Genomic DNA, 16,641 nt, shown 5'->3' with positions numbered 1-16,641 from the left:
CCGCGGTGGCCGCCGCCGGCCGGCCGGGTCAGAGGAGCGAGCGCAGCCGCAGCAGGTCGCGCAGCCCGGCCTCCATGCGCACCCGGCCCGACGCCCACGCGGGAGCGAACGCCAGCCGTCCCTCGGTGAGGGCGACGAGGTCGTCACTGGTCATGGTGAGGCGGATGTCGGCCTTCGGCCCACCGGCCACGTCGGGCTCGGCGCGCAGGCCGTGCACCCGTCCCGTCACCAGCCGCCCGCGGACGACCTGGCCCAGGTCGGTCAGCCGGCACGACAGCGAGCGGTCCAGACCGCTGGCGGCCGGCTGCGCGGCGAGGGTGCCCATGACGTCCTCGAGGGCGGACACGCACTGCTCCAGCGTCGCCACGGTGGCAGGCCTCCTCGGGGGTCGGACGGGCGCCGTCCGGGTCGCTGCCGAGCGGCCCGCGGAACGCTACCGCTCCCGTCCGCGCACCCGTCACCGTCGTCCCCGGCCGGTACCCTCGCGGGCCGGAGGGAGCGCAGTCCGCCGCCTCCTCCGGAGTCCCGGTGCCGCCCGTTCCGCGGCCGGCGCCCCCTCCCCGTCCGAGAGGTCCGTGCCATGACCGAGCCGAGCCGGCCGCGTCCGGTCCCGGGCCCGCCGCGGCCCGGTCCCGTCGGCACGGTGGCGCCCGCTCCGCGACCCGGTGCGGTGCCGCCCGGTGCGGTGCCGCCCGGGCCGGCGGTCGCGGGCGGCGACCCGGGCGGGGTGCTCGCCGGTGGCGAGGCCGGTGCCGGGAGCCCCTACGCCGGGCTCGACGAGCGCCCGGTCGCCGAGCACGTGGCCGTCTTCGAGGCCGAGCACGACCGCCTGCAGCGCGAGCTCGCCACGATCGACCAGCTCTGATGGCCCGTCGCAGCCGGCTCGACGCCGAGCTCGTGCGCCGCGGGCTGGCCCGCTCCCGCGAGCACGCCGTCGAGCTCATCGCCGAGGGCCGGGTGGCCGTCTCGGGGCAGGCCGCCACCAAGCCGGCCACCGCTGTCGACGCCGGCACCCCCGTCGTGGTGCGCACCGACCCCGACGAGCAGCGCTGGGTCTCCCGCGGCGCGCACAAGCTCCTCGGTGCGCTGGAGGCACTCCCCGTCCCGGTCGAGGGCCGCCGCGCCCTCGACGCCGGCGCCTCCACCGGCGGCTTCACCGAGGTGCTCCTGCACCGCGGCGCCCGCGAGGTGGTGGCCGTGGACGTCGGCTACGGCGAGCTGGCCTGGTCGCTGCGCACCGACGAGCGGGTGCGGGTGCTCGAGCGCACGAACGTCCGCACGCTGACCCCCGAGCAGATCGACGGGCCGGCCGACCTCGTGGTCGCCGACCTCTCCTTCATCTCCCTGCGCCTGGTGCTGCCCGCGCTGACGGCCTGCGCCACGGACGGCGCCGACCTGCTGCCCATGGTCAAGCCGCAGTTCGAGGTCGGCCGCGAGCGGCTGGGGGCCGGTGGTGTCGTCCGCGACCCGGCCGCCCGGGCCGCCGCCGTCCTGGAGGTGGCCACCGCCGCCGCCGACCTCGGGTGGGGGACCGCCGGCGTCGTCGCCAGCCCGCTGCCCGGCCCGGCCGGCAACGTCGAGTTCTTCCTGTGGCTGCGCCGTGACGCCGGCCGGCCGCAGGAGGCCGACGTCCTGCGCGCGGTCGAGGCGGGGCCGCGGGGTGCCGGCCCGCGGGGAGCGGCGCGGTGAGGTCGACCCGCCCCGTGACGGCGCCGACGCCGGCACGGGGGGACGCTGGGGACCGACGGCGAGGCACGACGCGCAGCAGCAGCGAGGAGGACCGATGAGCGAGGCCGGTCAGGCCGGATGGCGTCCCGGCGGCGGACGCCACGTGCTGCTGGCGGTGCACACCGGGCGGCAGGACATCGTCGAGCTGGCCCGCAGCTCCGCCGCCCGGCTCGCGCGGGCGGGCATCACCGTGCGCGTGCTGGCCGACGAGGCGAGCGAGCTGCGGATCGAGGGCGCCGAGGTCGTCCCCGCCGACGCCGAGGCGGCCCGCGGCGCCGAGATCGTCATGGTCTTCGGCGGCGACGGCACCTTCCTGCGCGCCGCCGAGCTCGCCCGCTACAGCCACGCCGCGCTCATGGGCGTCAACCTCGGCCGGGTCGGCTTCCTCGCCGAGACCGAGCCCGAGGCCGTGGAGGAGACGCTGACGGCCATCGAGGACTGCGAGTACTCGGTGGAGAAGCGACTGGCGATCGAGGTCGACGTCCTCGACGCGGCCGGCGGGGTCGTCGGCGGCACCTGGGCGCTCAACGAGGTATCGGTGGAGAAGGCCGAGCGCTCGCGCGTCCTCGACGTCGTCATCGCCGTCGACGGGCGCCCCCTGACCAGCTTCGGCTGCGACGGCCTGCTCTTCGCCACGCCCACCGGCTCGACGGCCTACGCGTTCTCCGCCGGTGGACCGGTGGTGTGGCCCGACGTCGAGGCGCTGCTGCTGGTCCCGTCCAACGCCCACGCCCTGTTCGGCCGGCCGCTGGTCACCTCCCCGGACTCCGTCCTGTCGGTGGCCATCCCCCCCGACGGCAACCGCGCCCGGGTGTCGGCCGACGGTCGGCGTGCGCTCGACGTGCCCGACGGCGGCCGCGTCGACGTGCGCCGCGCCGCCCGGCCGGTGCGCATCGCCCGGGTCCACGCGGCCACCTTCGGTGACCGGCTGGTGGCCAAGTTCGGCCTGCCGGTGCGCGGGTTCCGCGACGCCCGGCGGCACGACCCCGGCCAGGAGCTGCGGCCCTCCCGCAACGTGCTCATGCGCGACGTCGTCTCGCTGCCCGGTGGGGACGACGCCGCGACAGCGTCCCGGGGGGAGGTGCGCGGTGGCGCCGCGGACCCCGACGCGTGAGCGCGGCGGCCGCGGCCGCCGCACCGCGTCCTCCCCGACCGGGGAGGACGGCACCCCGGTCGCCCCCGCACCGGCCGAGGTGGCCGTCGACGGCGCCGCGGCGGCTGTCCGCACCCGGGCGGACGGGCACGCCCGGGGCCGGCTCACCGAGCTGCGGATCCGCGGGCTGGGCGCCATCGACGACGTCACCCTCGAGCTGGGCCGCGGCCTGACCGTCGTCACCGGCGAGACCGGCGCCGGCAAGACCATGGTGGTCACCGGGCTGACGCTGCTCTTCGGCGGCCGCGCCGACCCCGGCCGGGTGCGCGCCACCGGCCGGGCCGGGGTAGAGGGCCGCCTGGAGCTGCCACCGGAGTCGCCGGTGTGGGAGCGGGCCGCCGACGCCGGCGCCGAGCCCGACGACGACGGCAGCCTCATCCTCGCCCGCACCGTCAGCGCCGAGGGCCGCTCGCGGGCGCACCTGGGCGGCCGCAGCGTCCCCGTCGGCGTGGTCTCCGAGCTGGCCGAGGGGCTCCTGGCGGTGCACGGGCAGAGCGACCAGCTGCGGCTGTCGCGCCCGGCCGAGCAGCGCCACGCCCTCGACCGCTACGCCGGCGCCGCCCACCTGCAGCTGCTCGAGGACTACCGCGCCGCCCACGCCCGCTGGCGCGAGCTGGCCGCCGACCTCGACCGCCGCCGCGGCCAGGCCCGTGAGCTCGCGCAGGCCGCCGACGTGCTGCGGCACGGGCTGGAGGAGATCGAGGGCCTGGTGCCGGAGCCCGGCGAGGACGACGCCCTCGACGCGCTGGCCCGGCGCCTGGGCGACGCCGACGCCCTGCGGGCCGCGGTCGACGAGGCGCGGATGGCCCTGGTCGGCGACGTCACCGGCGACCTCGGCGCCGAGGGCCTGCCGCAGGACGCCACCGCGGCCCTGGCCACCGCCGAGCGGGCGCTGGCCGGCACCGACGACCCCGCGCTGGTGCTGCTGGCCCGCGACCTCGCCGACGCCGTCGCCGTCGTCTCCGACGTGTCGGTGCAGCTCGCCGGGTACGTCGCCGACCTCGACGCCGACCCCGCCCGGCTGGCCGAGGTCCTCGACCGGCGCGCCGCGATCACCGCGCTGGTGCGCAAGTACGCCGACCCCGGGCAGGGGCTGGCCGGCGTGCTGGCCTGGGCGGAGGACGCCCGGCGCAAGCTCGACGAGCTCGACGTCTCCGACGAGGCGCTCGAGGCGCTGGAGGCCGCCCGCGACACCGCCCGCGCCGAGGTCGACGACCTCGGCGCCCGGGTCTCGGCCGGCCGCCGCGCCGCCGCCGACGGCTTCGCCGCCGAGGTGGGACGCGAGCTCGCGGGCCTGGCGATGAAGAGCGCGCGGGTGTCCTTCTCGATCGACAGCCACCCCGACCAGCCCGGCCCCGACGGCATCGACGAGGTCGCGCTGCTCATGGCCGCCCACCCCGGCGCACCGCCGCGGCCGGTGCACCGCGGCGCCTCCGGCGGTGAGCTCTCGCGGGTGATGCTGGCCATCGAGGTGGTCTTCGCCGGGGCCGACCCCGTGCCGGTGATGGTCTTCGACGAGGTCGACGCCGGCGTCGGCGGGCAGGCGGCCGGCGAGATCGGCCGGCGGCTGGCCCGGCTGGCGCGCGAGCACCAGGTCGTCGTCGTCACCCACCTGGCGCAGGTCGCCGCGTTCGCCGACACGCACCTGGTCGTCGACAAGTCACCGGACACCGCCGCCGGGGTTACCGCCACCGACATACGGGCCGTCGACGGCGAGGACCGGGTGCGCGAGCTCGCCCGCATGCTCTCCGGCCTGGCCGACAGCGAGACCGGCCAGGCGCACGCCCGCGAGCTGCTGGCCGTGGCCGCCGCGGCGCGGGCGGACTGAGCGGCGGCAGGGACCGGGCGGCGGCCCGGGCGACCGATCGGGCACGACCGGATGGTGGAACGCAGGAGTGGGCGCCGCCCGGGACGGGTAGGCCGAGCCCCGTGCGTGCGCCGAAGCCGTTCCCGAACCCGTCCCGCCCGCCCGTCCGGGCCGCCGTCGCCGGGGCCGCCCGGTGAGCTGCTTCGACTCCGCCGACGAGTCGGCGCACTACGGCTTCTCCGTCTGCATGCTGCTGCAGCAGTACCGCGAGCAGCTCGGCTGGGAGGCCGCGCCCGTCGTCGAGCTGGGCACCGGTGACGCCTCGGCCATCGCCGACGTGGTCGCGGGCCTGCCGGGCCTGCGCGTCCGCAGCTTCGACATCAGTGCCGACTCCGTCGAGAGCGCCCGGGCCAACATCGCCAGGCGCGGCCTGTCCGAGCGCTACACCGTCGAGCTCGGCGACTTCTTCGACCAGGCCGACGCCGCCGGCGGCGAGCCGGTGACCACGGCGATCGCCAACCCGCCCTACATCCCGGCGCCCGACCGCGACATCCTCATGCCCGAGCTGTGGGGCGGCGAGCGCGGCAACGACCTCACGGTCCAGCTGCTCAAGGCCGGCTACGACAACGTGATCACGGCCGTGGCCAGCTACGCCGACCCGCTCACCACGGTCTCGACCGCGGCCGACCTCGGCTACCGGGTGGTCAACTTCCTCGCCATGGGGCTGGACTACGGGCCCTACAGCAGCGAGCCCAAGGTGCGCGAGCACATCCGGCGGATCGTCGCCGAGGGCCGCGGGTGGGCCGGCGACGACGAGTACATGGTCGCCGTCGCGCTGTTCACCCGGGACCCGGCCATCCCCGGCGACCGCTCCGACCAGCTGCTGCGCGCCCTCCAGCTCGACGTCTGAGCACCCGGGCCCGGCCCCGCTGCAGGGTCCCGCGCCGAGCGGAGCGAGGTGTGGGGGCAGCGGGGTCCTTCACCAGCGGCGCTTGGCGTACCCCGCGAGCCCGAACTGCAGCAGCGACAGGCCGCGCCGGCCCGCCGTCCGCAGCTCGGCGGCCAGGTCCGGGCCGGTGACGCCGGCCAGCACCCGGTCGCGGGCGAGCTCCAGCAGCCGCCCGTAGAGGGCGGTGACCGCCGAGGCGGTCAGCTCGGGCTCCACCGCGCCGGCCGGCGCGCCGGTCTCCTGCCGGATCCGTGCGGCCAGCGCCGCGGTGAGCTCCCCGAGGATCTCCCGTTCGCGCACCTGCAGCGTCCGCGACCCGCGCACCACCCGGGCCATCGCCGCCACGCCCTCGGCGGCCTCCGGGGCGCCCAGCTGCGCCATCGCCGAGACGAGGAAGACGCCGGCCGCCGCGGCGACCGACTCGCCGGCCGGCCGGGAGGCGACGGCGCCGAGCAGCGCAGCCCGCATCGGCGGGTCGGTGGACAGCACCAGCCCCTCCTTGACGGGGAAGTGGTTGAACACCGTCTTCTCCACGACCCCGGCGCGCTGCGCGATCTCCACGACGCTGACGGCGTCGAAGCCGCGCTCGGCGAACAGCTCCGCGGCCGCCTCGACGATCCGGTCGCGTGTCTCCAGCCGCCGCCGCTCGCGCACCCCGGCACCCCGGCGCCGGCGTGGTCCCCGCTCGGGCGGCGCCGGCTCCGCGGCGGCGGCCGTGCCGGGAGCGGCCGGTCCCTGCGGCTCCTCGCGGACGGGCGGTTCGGGAGCAGCTGCCGGGCCCGGGGCGGCGCCACCGGCCACCGCGCGCATCACCGGCGGCGTGGGGGGCGTCCGCGCGTCGTCCGCGGCCCCGGGCGGGGTCGCCGGGACGCTGGCAGCTGGAGCCCCACGTGTCACGGCGGCGACGCTAGACAGCGTGCCTGGGTGCTCCGGCGCGACAGGTGGGGCAGGTGCGGCGGGCGTGTCGCGCCGTCCGTGGTGTCGAACACCCTGCGTGACCAGGCCGTCGCTGGAGCGCGTCGGAGGACAGGGCTCCCGGACCCCCGTGGGAGCATGCGTCAATGCGCATCGGCACCCTGCGACGGAGCCGCGCCCAGGAGACGGAGCCGGGGGTGAGCGGCACCGTCCGGCTGGACCGCCGCACGAAGAACCTCACCAAGCGCCTCCGGCCCGGCGACATCGCCGTCATCGACCACGTCGACATCGACCGCGTCAGCGCCGACTCCCTGGTCGCCGCCGGCGTCGGCGCCGTGGTCAACGCCGCGCCGAGCATCTCGGGCCGCTATCCCAACCTCGGCCCGGAGATCCTCACCGCCGCAGGCATCCCGCTGGTCGACGGCGTCGGCAAGGACGTGTTCGGCGCCCTCAAGGAGGGCGCGCGCGTCCGCGTCGAGGGCAACCGGCTGTTCACCGCCGACGGCACGGCCGTCGCCGAGGGCACGGAGCAGACGCCCGACACCGTGGCCAGCGCCATGACCGAGGCCAAGGCCGGCCTCTCCACCCAGTTGGAGGCCTTCGCCACCAACACGATGGAGTACATGAAGCGCGAGCGGGCGCTGCTGCTCGACGGCGTCGGCGTCCCGGACGTGCAGACGAGGATCGAGGGCCGGCACGTGCTGGTCGTCGTCCGCGGGTACGACTACAAGGAGGACCTGCAGGCGCTGCGGTCCTACATCCGCGACTACCGGCCGGTGCTCGTCGGCGTCGACGGCGGCGCGGACGCCCTCGTCGAGGCCGGCTACCAGCCGGACATGATCATCGGCGACATGGACTCGGTCAGCGACCACGTCCTCAGGGGCGGCGCCGAGGTGGTGGTGCACGCCTACGCCGACGGCCGCGCCCCCGGGCTCCAGCGGGTGCAGGACCTCGGCGTGGACGCGATCACCTTCCCGGCGGCGGCCACCAGCGAGGACATCGCGATGCTGCTGGCCGACGAGAAGGGCGCCAAGCTCATCGTCGCCGTCGGCACGCACGCCACGCTGGTGGAGTTCCTCGACAAGGGCCGCGGCGGCATGGCCTCGACCTTCCTCACCCGGCTGCGGCTGGGTGGCAAGCTGGTCGACGCCAAGGGCGTGAGCCGGCTCTACCGCAGCCGCATCTCCGGCGTCGCCCTGGTCGTGCTGGTCCTGGCCGCGCTGCTGGCGATCGTGGCCGCCCTGGCCGTGACCACCGCCGGGCGCATCTACTTCGACCTGGTGGTCGACCAATGGGACAGCTTCGTGTTCTGGCTGGAGAACCTCTTCTCGTGATCGACTTCCGTTACCACCTGGTCTCCCTGATCGCGGTCTTCCTCGCCATCGCCCTCGGCCTGGTGATCGGCGCGACCCAGCTGTCCGGGCCGCTGCTGGACAACCTGCAGGGGCAGGTGACCTCGCTGCAGGAGGACAAGCGGGACCTGGAGGACCAGACGCAGGACCTGCAGACGCAGGCCGACTCGAGCAACGCCTTCGAGTCCGCCGTCGCCCCCGCCCTGGTGCAGGGCACCCTCACCGACCGCAGCGTGCTGCTGGTGCAGGCCTCCGAGGACGTCACCACCGACACCGTGGAGGAGGTCACCGCGCTCGTCACCCAGGCCGGCGGCACGGTGAGCGGGCAGATCACCGTCCAGCCCGAGTACAGCGACGCGGCCGGCGAGCCGGGTCTGCAGAGCTACGTCACCGGCCCCGGCCGCCCGACCGGCGTGCAGCTGCCCGAGACCGACGACACCGGCCAGCTCGTCGGCGCGCTGCTCGCCCAGGTGCTGATGGTCCCGGCCGACCCCGCGGCCCCGGCGCCCGACACCGCCGCCGTCTCCGCCGTCCTCGCCGGGCTGTCGGCCCTCGACGTCCTCGTGCAGGACTCCTCCGCCGTGACGCCGGCGGACTTCGCCGTCGTGCTCACCGCCGGCGCGCCGGACGCCGAGGAGGCCGCCGACGCGACCGACTCCGTGCTCGACCTGGTCACCGCGCTGGACGCCGCGGGATCGGGTGCCGTCGTGGCCGGGGACACCGAGTCGGCCGGCGAGACCGGGCTGGTCGGCGTCGTCCGCGCCGACCCCGAGGTCTCCGCGGCGGTGTCCACCGTCGACAACGTGACCAGCCCCGCCGGCCAGATCAGCACCGTCCTGGCGCTGGGCCGCGAGGGCGAGGGCACCTCCGGGAAGTACGGCACCGCGGAGGACACCCAGCCGGTGCCGCCGGTGCCCGCCACCACCCCGTGACGACGGCCAGACGGCGGCGCGCGCTGTTGGTCCTCGCCGGCGCGGCCGCCGCCCGCGGCGGCCTGGCCGCGGCGGCCGCGCTCGACGCCCGCCCGGCCGGGGTCCCGTGGCGGCGCACCAACCACGCCGGCCGGCCGGTCAGCCTGCTCGGGGGGCCGGCGACGGCCGTCGCCGCGACCGCCGCCGCCGTCCTCGGCGCACCGGCCGGCACCCGGACGGCGGCCGCGGTCGTCGGGGCGGTGTCGGGCCTGGTCGGCGGCTACGACGACCTCGCCGGCGCCCGGCCCGAGCAGGCCCGCGACAAGGGGCTGGCCGGGCACCTGCGCGCGCTGCGCGCCGGGCGCGTGTCGGCCGGCGCGGTCAAGGTCGCCGGCATCGGCGCCGCGGCCGCGGTCGCGGCACTGCTCACCCGCGAGGACCGGGACCTCGCCGACAGCGTCCTCACCACCGGGCTGGTCGCCGGCACCGCCAACCTGGTCAACCTGCTCGACCTGCGCCCCGGCCGCGCCGCGAAGGCCGCCGTCCTGACCGCCACGGCCACCCTGTCCGGGCCGGCCGGCGACCTGGTCGCCGGGCCGCTGGGCGCTGCGCTGGCCGTGCTGCCCGCCGACCTCGGCGAGCAGGTGATGCTCGGCGACGCCGGCGCCAACGCCCTCGGTGCGCTGCTCGGGCTGCGGCTGGCCGCCGTCCCCGGGCGGCCGGCGCGGGTGGGTCTGCTGGCCGCGGTCACCGCGCTGACCCTCGCCAGTGAGCGGGTCAGCTTCACCCGGGTCATCGAGGCCACCCCGGTCCTGCGCGAGCTCGACCGGCTCGGCCGCCGCCGGACGTGACCCCGGCCGGGCCGGCGGCCACTGGGACGGTGCCGGGGCGCCGGCGGCAGCTGACGCAGGGGGTGGCCGGCGCCGCGGCGCTGATCGCGGTCCTCACCGTCCTGGCCCGGCTGGCCGGCTTCGGCCGCACGCTGGTGTTCACCAACGCCGTCGGCGCCGACAGCACCGGCGACACCTACACCGCCGCCAACACCGTCCCGAACATCGTGTTCGAGGTGGTGGCCGGCGGGGCGCTGGCCTCCCTCGTGGTGCCGATGCTGGCCGGGGGGATCGCCGCCGGAGACCGGGAGCAGGTGCGCCGGACCGCCTCGGCGCTGCTGGGCTGGACCCTCCTGCTGCTCGTGCCGCTGGCCGCGCTCGTCGCCGTCCTCGCCGAGCCGATCGCCGGGCTGCTGCTGGGCGGGGGCACCGACGCCGAGGTCGCGCTCGCGGCCCGCTTCCTGCTCGTCTTCGCGCCGCAGGTCGTCCTCTACGGCATCGGCATCGTGCTCACCGGCGTCCTGCAGGCGCACCGCCGCTTCGCCGGCCCGGCCCTCGCGCCGCTGCTGTCCAGCCTCGTGGTGGCCGCCGCCTACGCGCTGTTCGCGCTCGTCGGCGGCGCCCGCGACGCCGCGGACCTCTCCACGCCGGCCGAGCTGGTCCTCGGGGTCGGCACGACGCTCGGCGTCGCCGCGCTCGCGCTCTCGCTGCTGTTCCCGCTGCGCCGGCTGCGGCTGGGCCTGCGGCCGGCGCTGCGCTTCCCGGTCGGCGCCGCGCCGCGGGTGCGCCGGCTGGCCGTGGCCGGGGTGCTGACGCTGGCCGGCCAGCAGCTGGTGGCCGCCGTCGCCATCCGGCTGGCCAACAGCGGCGCCCCCGACGGCACCCAGGTGGTCTACACCGCCGGGCTGACGCTGTTCCTCGTGCCGTGGGCGGCGGTGGCCGTGCCGCTGGCGACCTCGGCCTACCCGCTGCTGGCCGAGCGGGCCGACCGCGGCGACGAGGCCGGCTACCGGCGGGCGCTGGCGCCGGTGACCGTGCTGGTCGTCGTCGCGACCCTGGCGGCCGCGGCCGTGCTGGCCGCCGTCGCCGGGCCGATGGCGCGGGTCTTCCTGCTCGGCGGCAGCACCGCCGACGTCGCCGCGCTGCGCGACACCATCCTCGCCTTCGCCCCCGGGCTCGCCGGCTACGGGCTGGTCGCCGTCCTCACCCGGGCGCTCTACGCGCGCGGGCTGTGGAGGGCGCCGACGGCGTGCGTGCTCGGCGGGTGGCTGCTGGCCGTGGCCGCCGACCTCGTCCTCACCGCCGCGCTGCCGGCGGCCGACCGGGCGCCGGCCCTGGCCGCGGGGCACAGCCTCGGGGTGACCGTCGCCGGTCTGGCGCTGCTGGCCGTGACCGCGCGCGTGGCGGGCGCCGCGGGGCTGGCCGGGCTGGCGCGCTGCGGGCTGCCGGCGCTGCTCGCCGCCCTCCTCGGTGCCGCCGCCGGCCTGCTCGTGGCCCGCGGCCTGGGCGCCGACCCGGTGCCCTCCGGCCCGCTGCCCGCGACGGTGGGCAGCGGCCTGCTCGCCGCGGCGGCCGTGACCGTCGTGGTCGGGGCGGTCATGATGGGGACGGCGCGCCGCCCGCTGACCGCGGCGGTGCACGCCCTGCGCACACCCGGCCGGACGGAGGTGGACGGTGGCTGAGCAGGTCCCGCTCCGAGCCCCGTCGCAGGCCCCCCCGCAGGCCCCCCCGCAGGCCCCCCCGCAGGCCCCGCTGGTCGAGCGCCGGGTCGCCGAGGTGCTGGCCACCAGCACCGGCGGCGTGGGCACCCACCTGCGCTCGGTGCTCCCCGCCCTGGCCGGCGCCGGGGCGGCCGTCACCGTCTGCGGGCCGGCTGCCACCGACGCCCTGTTCGGCTTCTCCGCGGCCGCGGCGTTCACGCCGGTGGAGATCTCCGCCGGGCTCGACCCGCTCGCCGACGTCCGCGCCGGGATCGCCCTGCGCCGGGCGCTGGCCGGCGCCGACCTCGTGCACGCCCACGGCCTGCGCGCCGGGCTGGTGGCCGCCGCCGCGGTGCGCGCCGCCGGCCGCCGGGCACCCCGCCGGCCGCTCGTCGTCACCCTGCACAACGCGCTGCCCGAGCGGTCGGGGCCGCTGCGCCGGGTGCTCGCGCAGGCCGAGCGGTCCACCGTCCGCGCCGCCGACGTCGTGCTGGCCGCCTCCGGCGACCTCGCCGCCAACGCCCGCCGCCTCGGCGCCCGTGACGTGCGGGTGGCCCCGGTCGCCGCGCCGGCGCTGCCCCCGGCTCGACGCGGCCGTGACGACGTCCGCGCCGAGCTGGGGCTCGCCGACGGGCGGCCGCTGGTGCTCGCCGTCGGGCGGCTGCACCCGCAGAAGGGCTACGACGTCCTGCTCGACGCCGCGGCCACCTGGGCCACCGCGCCGCGGCCGCCGCTGGTCGCGATCGCCGGGGACGGGCCGCTGGCGGCCGGGCTGTCGGCCCGCGTCGCCGCCGAGCGGCTGCCGGTGGCGCTGCTCGGCCGCCGCGGCGACGTCGCCGAGCTGCTCGCCGCCGCCGACCTCGTCGTCCTGCCCTCGCGGTGGGAGGCGCGCTCGCTCACCGCGCAGGAGGCGCTGCGCGCCGGCACGCCGCTGGTCGCCAGCCGGGCCGGCGGGCTGCCCGAGCTGCTCGGCGACGCCGCCGAGCTGGTCCCGCCCGGGGACGCCACCGCGCTGGCGGCGGCGGTCACCGCGCTGCTGGCCGACCCCTCCCGGGCCGCCGCGCTGGCCACCGCCGGCCGGCAGCGGGCGGCCGGCTGGCCCGACGAGGCGGCCACCGCCCGGCAGCTGGTCGCCGTCTACCGCGAGCTGCTCGGCCCACCCGGGAGCGGCCGGCGATGAGGCGGGACCGGCGGCTGCTCGTCCTCCTGCTGGCCGTCCTGGCGCTGCTCGTCCCCGGGCTCCCCGGGGCCGGAGCGGCCGAGGGGGCGGCGGGGGACTGGCGCGCCGACCGGGTCCTCGTCGTCGGCGTGCCCGGGCTGCTGTGGAGCGACGTCGACCCCGAGCGCACCCCCGCCCTGGCCGAGCTGGCCGGCAGCTCCCCGATGGGCGCGGTGTCGGTGCGCGCCGCCCGCTCGACCACCTGCCTGCTCGACGGCTGGGCCACCCTGGGCGCCGGCAACCGCGCCCGCTTCCCGGCGCCCGACGAGGCCGCGCCCCAGGTGCCGGTGCCGACCGTGCCGCTGCCCGGGGAGGTCCCCGGGGGGAGCGCGGCGACGCCGGCACCCGAGGCGGCCCCCGCCGGGCCCCCGGCCGACCCGGAGCTGTCGTTCTGCGGCCTGCAGGAGCGCCTCGCCGACGTCGGGCTGGCCGACCCGCTCACCGCGGTGCGCGCCGTCGCCGAGGACCAGGCCACCGCCCGCTTCGGCGCCGAGCCGGCGGTACTCGGCGAGGCGGTCGGCTGCGCCACCGTCGTCGGCCGGGCGCCGGTGGTCGCCGTCGCCGCGCCCGGCGTCGGGCTCACGCAGCAGGAGGCGCTGCCGGCCGACCCGGCCGGCGTGGCCGCGCTGCTCGAGCCCTGCCCGCTGACGCTGGTCTCCCTCGACGGCCTGGTCGACGCCGGCGTCCCCGGCGAGGGCAGCGAGGACGGCACCGAGCCCCGGTCGCGGCAGGCGGCGCTGACCGGCATCGACGACGAGCTCGCCCGCCTGCGCGCCGCCGTGGCCGCGCTGCCGGGGGAGACGCTGCTGCTCGTGCAGGGCGTCTCGGAGGTCAACGACGGCCGCCCCCAGCTGCACGTCGGCCTGGCCTCGGGTCCCGGCTTCACCGGGCCCGGCTGGCTCACCTCGGCCAGCACCGGCCGGGCGCCGTACACCCAGCTCATCGACGTCGCGCCGACCGTCCTGCGCGCCCTGGACCTCCCGCGGCCGGCGTCGGTCAACGGGCAGCCGCTGACCGTGACCGGGGAGCACCCGGGCACCGCCGAGGCCGTCGCCGCCCTGGAGCGCGCCAACACCGCCGCGGTCACCCACCACCGCAGCACCGGGCTCTTCTACGCCGTCCTGGTCGCCGTCGTCACCGCCGTCGTCGCCCTCGGGCTGCTCGTGCTCGGCGTCCGCCGCGACAGCCGGCCTCGCGCCCGGCTGCGGCCGGTGCTGGAGCTGGCCGCCCTCGCCGCCGCCGCGCTGCCCGCGGCCACCTACCTCGCCGGGCTGCTGCCGTGGGAGCGCGCCGGGTCACCGCGCCTGGCGCTGGCCGGGTCGGTGCTGCTGGCCGGCGCGGCCGTGCTGGCCGTGTCCGTCCTGGGCCCGTGGCGCCGCCGCCGCACCGGGCCGCTGCTCGCCGTCCTCGGCGTCACCGTGGCCACGCTGGTCGGCGACGTGCTCACCGGCTCGACGCTGGAGCTCAACGGGCTGCTCGGCTACGACGCGATCGTGGCCGGGCGCTTCACCGGCTACGGCAACCTCAGCTCGGGCCTGCTCGCCGGCGGGGCGCTGCTGGTCACCGCCGCGGCCGCCACCGCCGCGGGACGGCGTGCCGGCCGGGGCCGCGACGACGGCGGACGGCGGCAGCGCCGCGTCACCGGCGCCGTCGCCCTCGCCGCGGGCCTGGTCACCGTCACCCTGGTCGGCGCGCCGGGGCTGGGCCGCGACTTCGGCGGCGTGCTCGCCGTGCTGCCCGGCTTCCTGCTGCTGGCGATGCTGCTCACCGGGGTGCGGGTGACCGCCGTCCGGCTGGGCGCGGTGCTCGCCGCGGGGGTGCTCGCGGTGGGCACGCTGGCCGTCCTCGACTGGCTGCGCCCCGCCGACGAGCGCAGCCACCTGGGCCGCTTCGTCGAGCAGGTGCTCACCGGCGAGGCGTGGACCGTGGTCAGCCGCAAGGCGCAGGCCAACCTCGACATCCTCGTGGGCAGCTCGCTGTCGTGGGTGCTGCCGGTGGCGCTGCTCGCCGCCGTCTGGCTGGTCCGCCGGCCCCGCCTCCGCCCGAGGGGCGGCTGGAGCGGGCCGGGGCTGCTGCGCGACGGCGGCTCGGGGCTGCGCCCGGCCGACGCCGCGGTCCTGCGCGCCGGGCTGCTGGCCACCGCCCTGAGCCTGGCGCTGGGTGCGGCGGTCAACGACTCCGGCGTGGCGTTGCCGGCCACCGCCGCGGCGCTGCTGGTGCCGCTGCTGGTGGCACTGGCGGCCCGGGCGCCGCGGGCCACCGGGAGGAACGGGGACGTCCCCGGGAACGCCCCGGGCGAGGGCCCGCACCGTGTTACGGTCGTCTCCCGTGGGTCGACCTGGAACACGTGATCAGTCCGCCTCGAGTCGCCTCCTGCACAACTCCCAGCCGACGAAGTTCGTCTTCGTCACCGGCGGGGTCGTCTCCTCCCTGGGCAAGGGCCTGACGGCCAGCTCGCTCGGCGCGCTGCTGTCCGCGCGGGGCCTGCGGGTGACCATGCAGAAGCTGGACCCCTACCTCAACGTCGACCCCGGGACGATGAACCCGTTCCAGCACGGCGAGGTCTTCGTCACCGAGGACGGCGCCGAGACCGACCTCGACATCGGCCACTACGAGCGGTTCCTCGACACCGACCTGACCGGCCGCTCGAACGTCACCACCGGGCAGGTCTACTCCGAGGTGATCGCCAAGGAGCGGCGCGGGGAGTACCTCGGCGACACCGTGCAGGTCATCCCGCACATCACCAACGAGATCAAGGCCCGCATCCTGGCCGCGGCCGAGGCCGGCACCGTCGACGACGAGCCGGTCGACGTGGTGATCACCGAGATCGGCGGCACCGTCGGCGACATCGAGTCGCTGCCCTTCCTCGAGGCCGCCCGGCAGGTGCGCCACGAGATCGGCCGCGACAACGTCTTCTTCCTGCACATCTCGCTGGTGCCCTACATCGCGCCGTCGGGGGAGCTGAAGACCAAGCCCACCCAGCACTCGGTGGCCGCTCTCCGCAACATCGGCATCCAGCCCGACGCGCTGGTGTGCCGCGCCGACCGGGAGATCGGCACGCCGCTCAAGCGCAAGATCAGCCTGATGTGCGACGTCGACGCCGAGGGCGTCATCTCCTGCCCCGACGCGCCGTCGATCTACGACATCCCCAAGGTGCTGCACCGCGAGGGCCTCGACGCCTACGTCGTCCGCCGGCTCGGGCTGCCCTTCCGCGACGTCGACTGGACCGTCTGGGGCGACCTGCTCGACCGGGTGCACCGGCCGAGGCAGACGGTGACCATCGCGCTGGTCGGCAAGTACGTCGACCTGCCCGACGCCTACCTGTCGGTGAGCGAGGCTCTGCGCGCCGGCGGCTTCGCGCACCGCAGCCGGGTGCAGATCCGCTGGGTGCCCTCCGACGAGTGCCAGACCCCCGAGGGCGCGGCGGCCGCGCTCGGCGACGTCGACGGGGTCTGCGTCCCCGGCGGGTTCGGCGTCCGCGGCATCGAGGGCAAGCTCGGCGCCATCCGCTACGCCCGCACCAACGCGATCCCCACTCTCGGGCTGTGCCTGGGCCTGCAGTGCATGGTGATCGAGACCGCCCGCGACCTGGCCGGCATCGAGGGCGCCAACTCCACCGAGTTCGACCCCGACACCGCCGACCCGGTCATCGCCACCATGGCCACCCAGGTCGACGTCATCGCCGGCGAGCGCGGCATGGGCGGCACCATGCGGCTGGGCAGCTACCCGGCGGCGCTGCAGAAGGGCTCGGTCGTCGCGGCGGCCTACGGGTCGACGGAGATCACCGAGCGGCACCGGCACCGCTACGAGGTCGCCAACGCCTACCGCGACCGGCTCACCGAGGCCGGGTTGGTGTTCAGCGGCACCTCACCCGACGGGCTGCTGGTCGAGTTCGCCGAGCTGCCGCGCGAGGTGCACCCGTTCTTCGTGGGCACCCAGGCGCACCCGGAGCTCAAGAGCCGCCCGACCCGCCCCCACCCGCTGTTCGCCGCGTTCGTGCGCGCGGCCATCGAGCGGCAGGAGTCCGCGCGGCTGCCCGTGCCGGTGGAGCACGAGGCCGAGAAGGTGGGCATCTGA

General features: G+C 77.7%; 14 protein-coding genes. 12 read left to right on the top strand and 2 right to left on the bottom strand.

Annotated elements, in window-relative coordinates:
• Positions 1-28: 28 nt before the first annotated feature.
• Complete coding sequence (locus ACU616_RS24490; RefSeq protein WP_446760998.1) at positions 29-367, bottom strand: sterol-binding protein; 339 nt, start codon at positions 365-367, stop codon at positions 29-31.
• Positions 368-580: 213 nt separating this feature from the next.
• On the opposite strand from ACU616_RS24490, the gene ACU616_RS24485 reads away from it, so the two are divergent.
• The 5 genes from ACU616_RS24485 to ACU616_RS24465 all read left to right on the top strand — a co-directional run bounded on the left by ACU616_RS24485 (position 581) and on the right by ACU616_RS24465 (position 5,598).
• Entirely contained in the window at positions 581-865 is a 285-nt protein-coding gene (locus tag ACU616_RS24485) for a hypothetical protein (protein ID WP_446760997.1), read from the top strand.
• Complete coding sequence (locus ACU616_RS24480; protein WP_446760996.1) at positions 865-1,689, top strand: TlyA family RNA methyltransferase; 825 nt, start codon at positions 865-867, stop codon at positions 1,687-1,689. Before ACU616_RS24485 ends, ACU616_RS24480 begins: the two co-directional genes overlap by 1 nt.
• A gap of 94 nt (positions 1,690-1,783) precedes the next feature.
• Positions 1,784-2,842 (top strand): NAD kinase, encoded by a 1,059-nt coding sequence (locus ACU616_RS24475; protein WP_446760995.1) that lies wholly within the window; start codon positions 1,784-1,786, stop codon positions 2,840-2,842.
• Positions 2,817-4,709 carry a DNA repair protein RecN gene (gene recN / locus ACU616_RS24470; RefSeq protein WP_446760994.1) on the top strand — a complete coding sequence of 631 codons (1,893 nt, stop codon included), beginning with the start codon at positions 2,817-2,819 and terminating at the stop codon, positions 4,707-4,709. Before ACU616_RS24475 ends, recN begins: the two co-directional genes overlap by 26 nt.
• 172 nt (positions 4,710-4,881) lie before the next feature.
• Positions 4,882-5,598 carry a methylase gene (locus ACU616_RS24465; RefSeq protein ID WP_446760993.1) on the top strand — a complete coding sequence of 239 codons (717 nt, stop codon included), beginning with the start codon at positions 4,882-4,884 and terminating at the stop codon, positions 5,596-5,598.
• Positions 5,599-5,667: 69 nt separating this feature from the next.
• Here ACU616_RS24465 and ACU616_RS24460 read toward each other — a convergent pair whose 3' ends face one another.
• Positions 5,668-6,534 (bottom strand): TetR/AcrR family transcriptional regulator, encoded by an 867-nt coding sequence (locus ACU616_RS24460; protein ID WP_446760992.1) that lies wholly within the window; start codon positions 6,532-6,534, stop codon positions 5,668-5,670.
• 215 nt (positions 6,535-6,749) lie between these two features.
• Here ACU616_RS24460 and steA point away from each other — a divergent pair, with 215 nt between their 5' ends.
• From steA to ACU616_RS24425, 7 genes are read left to right on the top strand one after another with little or no spacing between them, the layout of a single operon-like run.
• Positions 6,750-7,886, top strand: a complete 1,137-nt coding sequence (gene steA, locus ACU616_RS24455; RefSeq protein WP_446760991.1) for a putative cytokinetic ring protein SteA — start codon at positions 6,750-6,752, stop codon at positions 7,884-7,886.
• Positions 7,883-8,836: a copper transporter gene (locus tag ACU616_RS24450; protein WP_446760990.1), complete on the top strand. Its 954-nt coding sequence runs from the start codon at positions 7,883-7,885 to the stop codon at positions 8,834-8,836. The genes steA and ACU616_RS24450 overlap by 4 nt, the downstream gene beginning before the upstream one ends.
• Positions 8,833-9,666: a hypothetical protein gene (locus tag ACU616_RS24445; RefSeq protein ID WP_446760989.1), complete on the top strand. Its 834-nt coding sequence runs from the start codon at positions 8,833-8,835 to the stop codon at positions 9,664-9,666. Before ACU616_RS24450 ends, ACU616_RS24445 begins: the two co-directional genes overlap by 4 nt.
• A gap of 29 nt (positions 9,667-9,695) precedes the next feature.
• Positions 9,696-11,327: a murein biosynthesis integral membrane protein MurJ gene (gene murJ, locus ACU616_RS24440; RefSeq protein WP_446760988.1), complete on the top strand. Its 1,632-nt coding sequence runs from the start codon at positions 9,696-9,698 to the stop codon at positions 11,325-11,327.
• A complete protein-coding gene (locus tag ACU616_RS24435) occupies positions 11,320-12,525 on the top strand; it encodes a glycosyltransferase family 4 protein (protein ID WP_446760987.1) in 1,206 nt (401 codons plus the stop codon). The genes murJ and ACU616_RS24435 overlap by 8 nt, the downstream gene beginning before the upstream one ends.
• On the top strand, positions 12,522-14,915 hold the full coding sequence (locus tag ACU616_RS24430) for a hypothetical protein (protein WP_446760986.1): 2,394 nt from the start codon (positions 12,522-12,524) through the stop codon (positions 14,913-14,915). Before ACU616_RS24435 ends, ACU616_RS24430 begins: the two co-directional genes overlap by 4 nt.
• A complete protein-coding gene (locus tag ACU616_RS24425) occupies positions 14,893-16,641 on the top strand; it encodes a CTP synthase (RefSeq protein WP_446760985.1) in 1,749 nt (582 codons plus the stop codon). Before ACU616_RS24430 ends, ACU616_RS24425 begins: the two co-directional genes overlap by 23 nt.

This window comes from Geodermatophilus sp. URMC 62, from assembly GCF_052931475.1.
Note: the sequence above shows the minus strand (reverse complement) of the source record. Positions and strands in the feature narration are given on the sequence as shown.

Excerpts from the sequence above, each read along its gene's own strand:
- ACU616_RS24485 (WP_446760997.1), top strand. The coding sequence starts at position 581 with ATGACCGAGCCGAGCCGGCCGCGTCCGGTCCCGGGCCCGCCGCGGCCC.
- ACU616_RS24480 (WP_446760996.1), top strand. The coding sequence starts at position 865 with ATGGCCCGTCGCAGCCGGCTCGACGCCGAGCTCGTGCGCCGCGGGCTG.
- ACU616_RS24475 (WP_446760995.1), top strand. The coding sequence starts at position 1,784 with ATGAGCGAGGCCGGTCAGGCCGGATGGCGTCCCGGCGGCGGACGCCAC.
- ACU616_RS24430 (WP_446760986.1), top strand. The coding sequence starts at position 12,522 with ATGAGGCGGGACCGGCGGCTGCTCGTCCTCCTGCTGGCCGTCCTGGCG.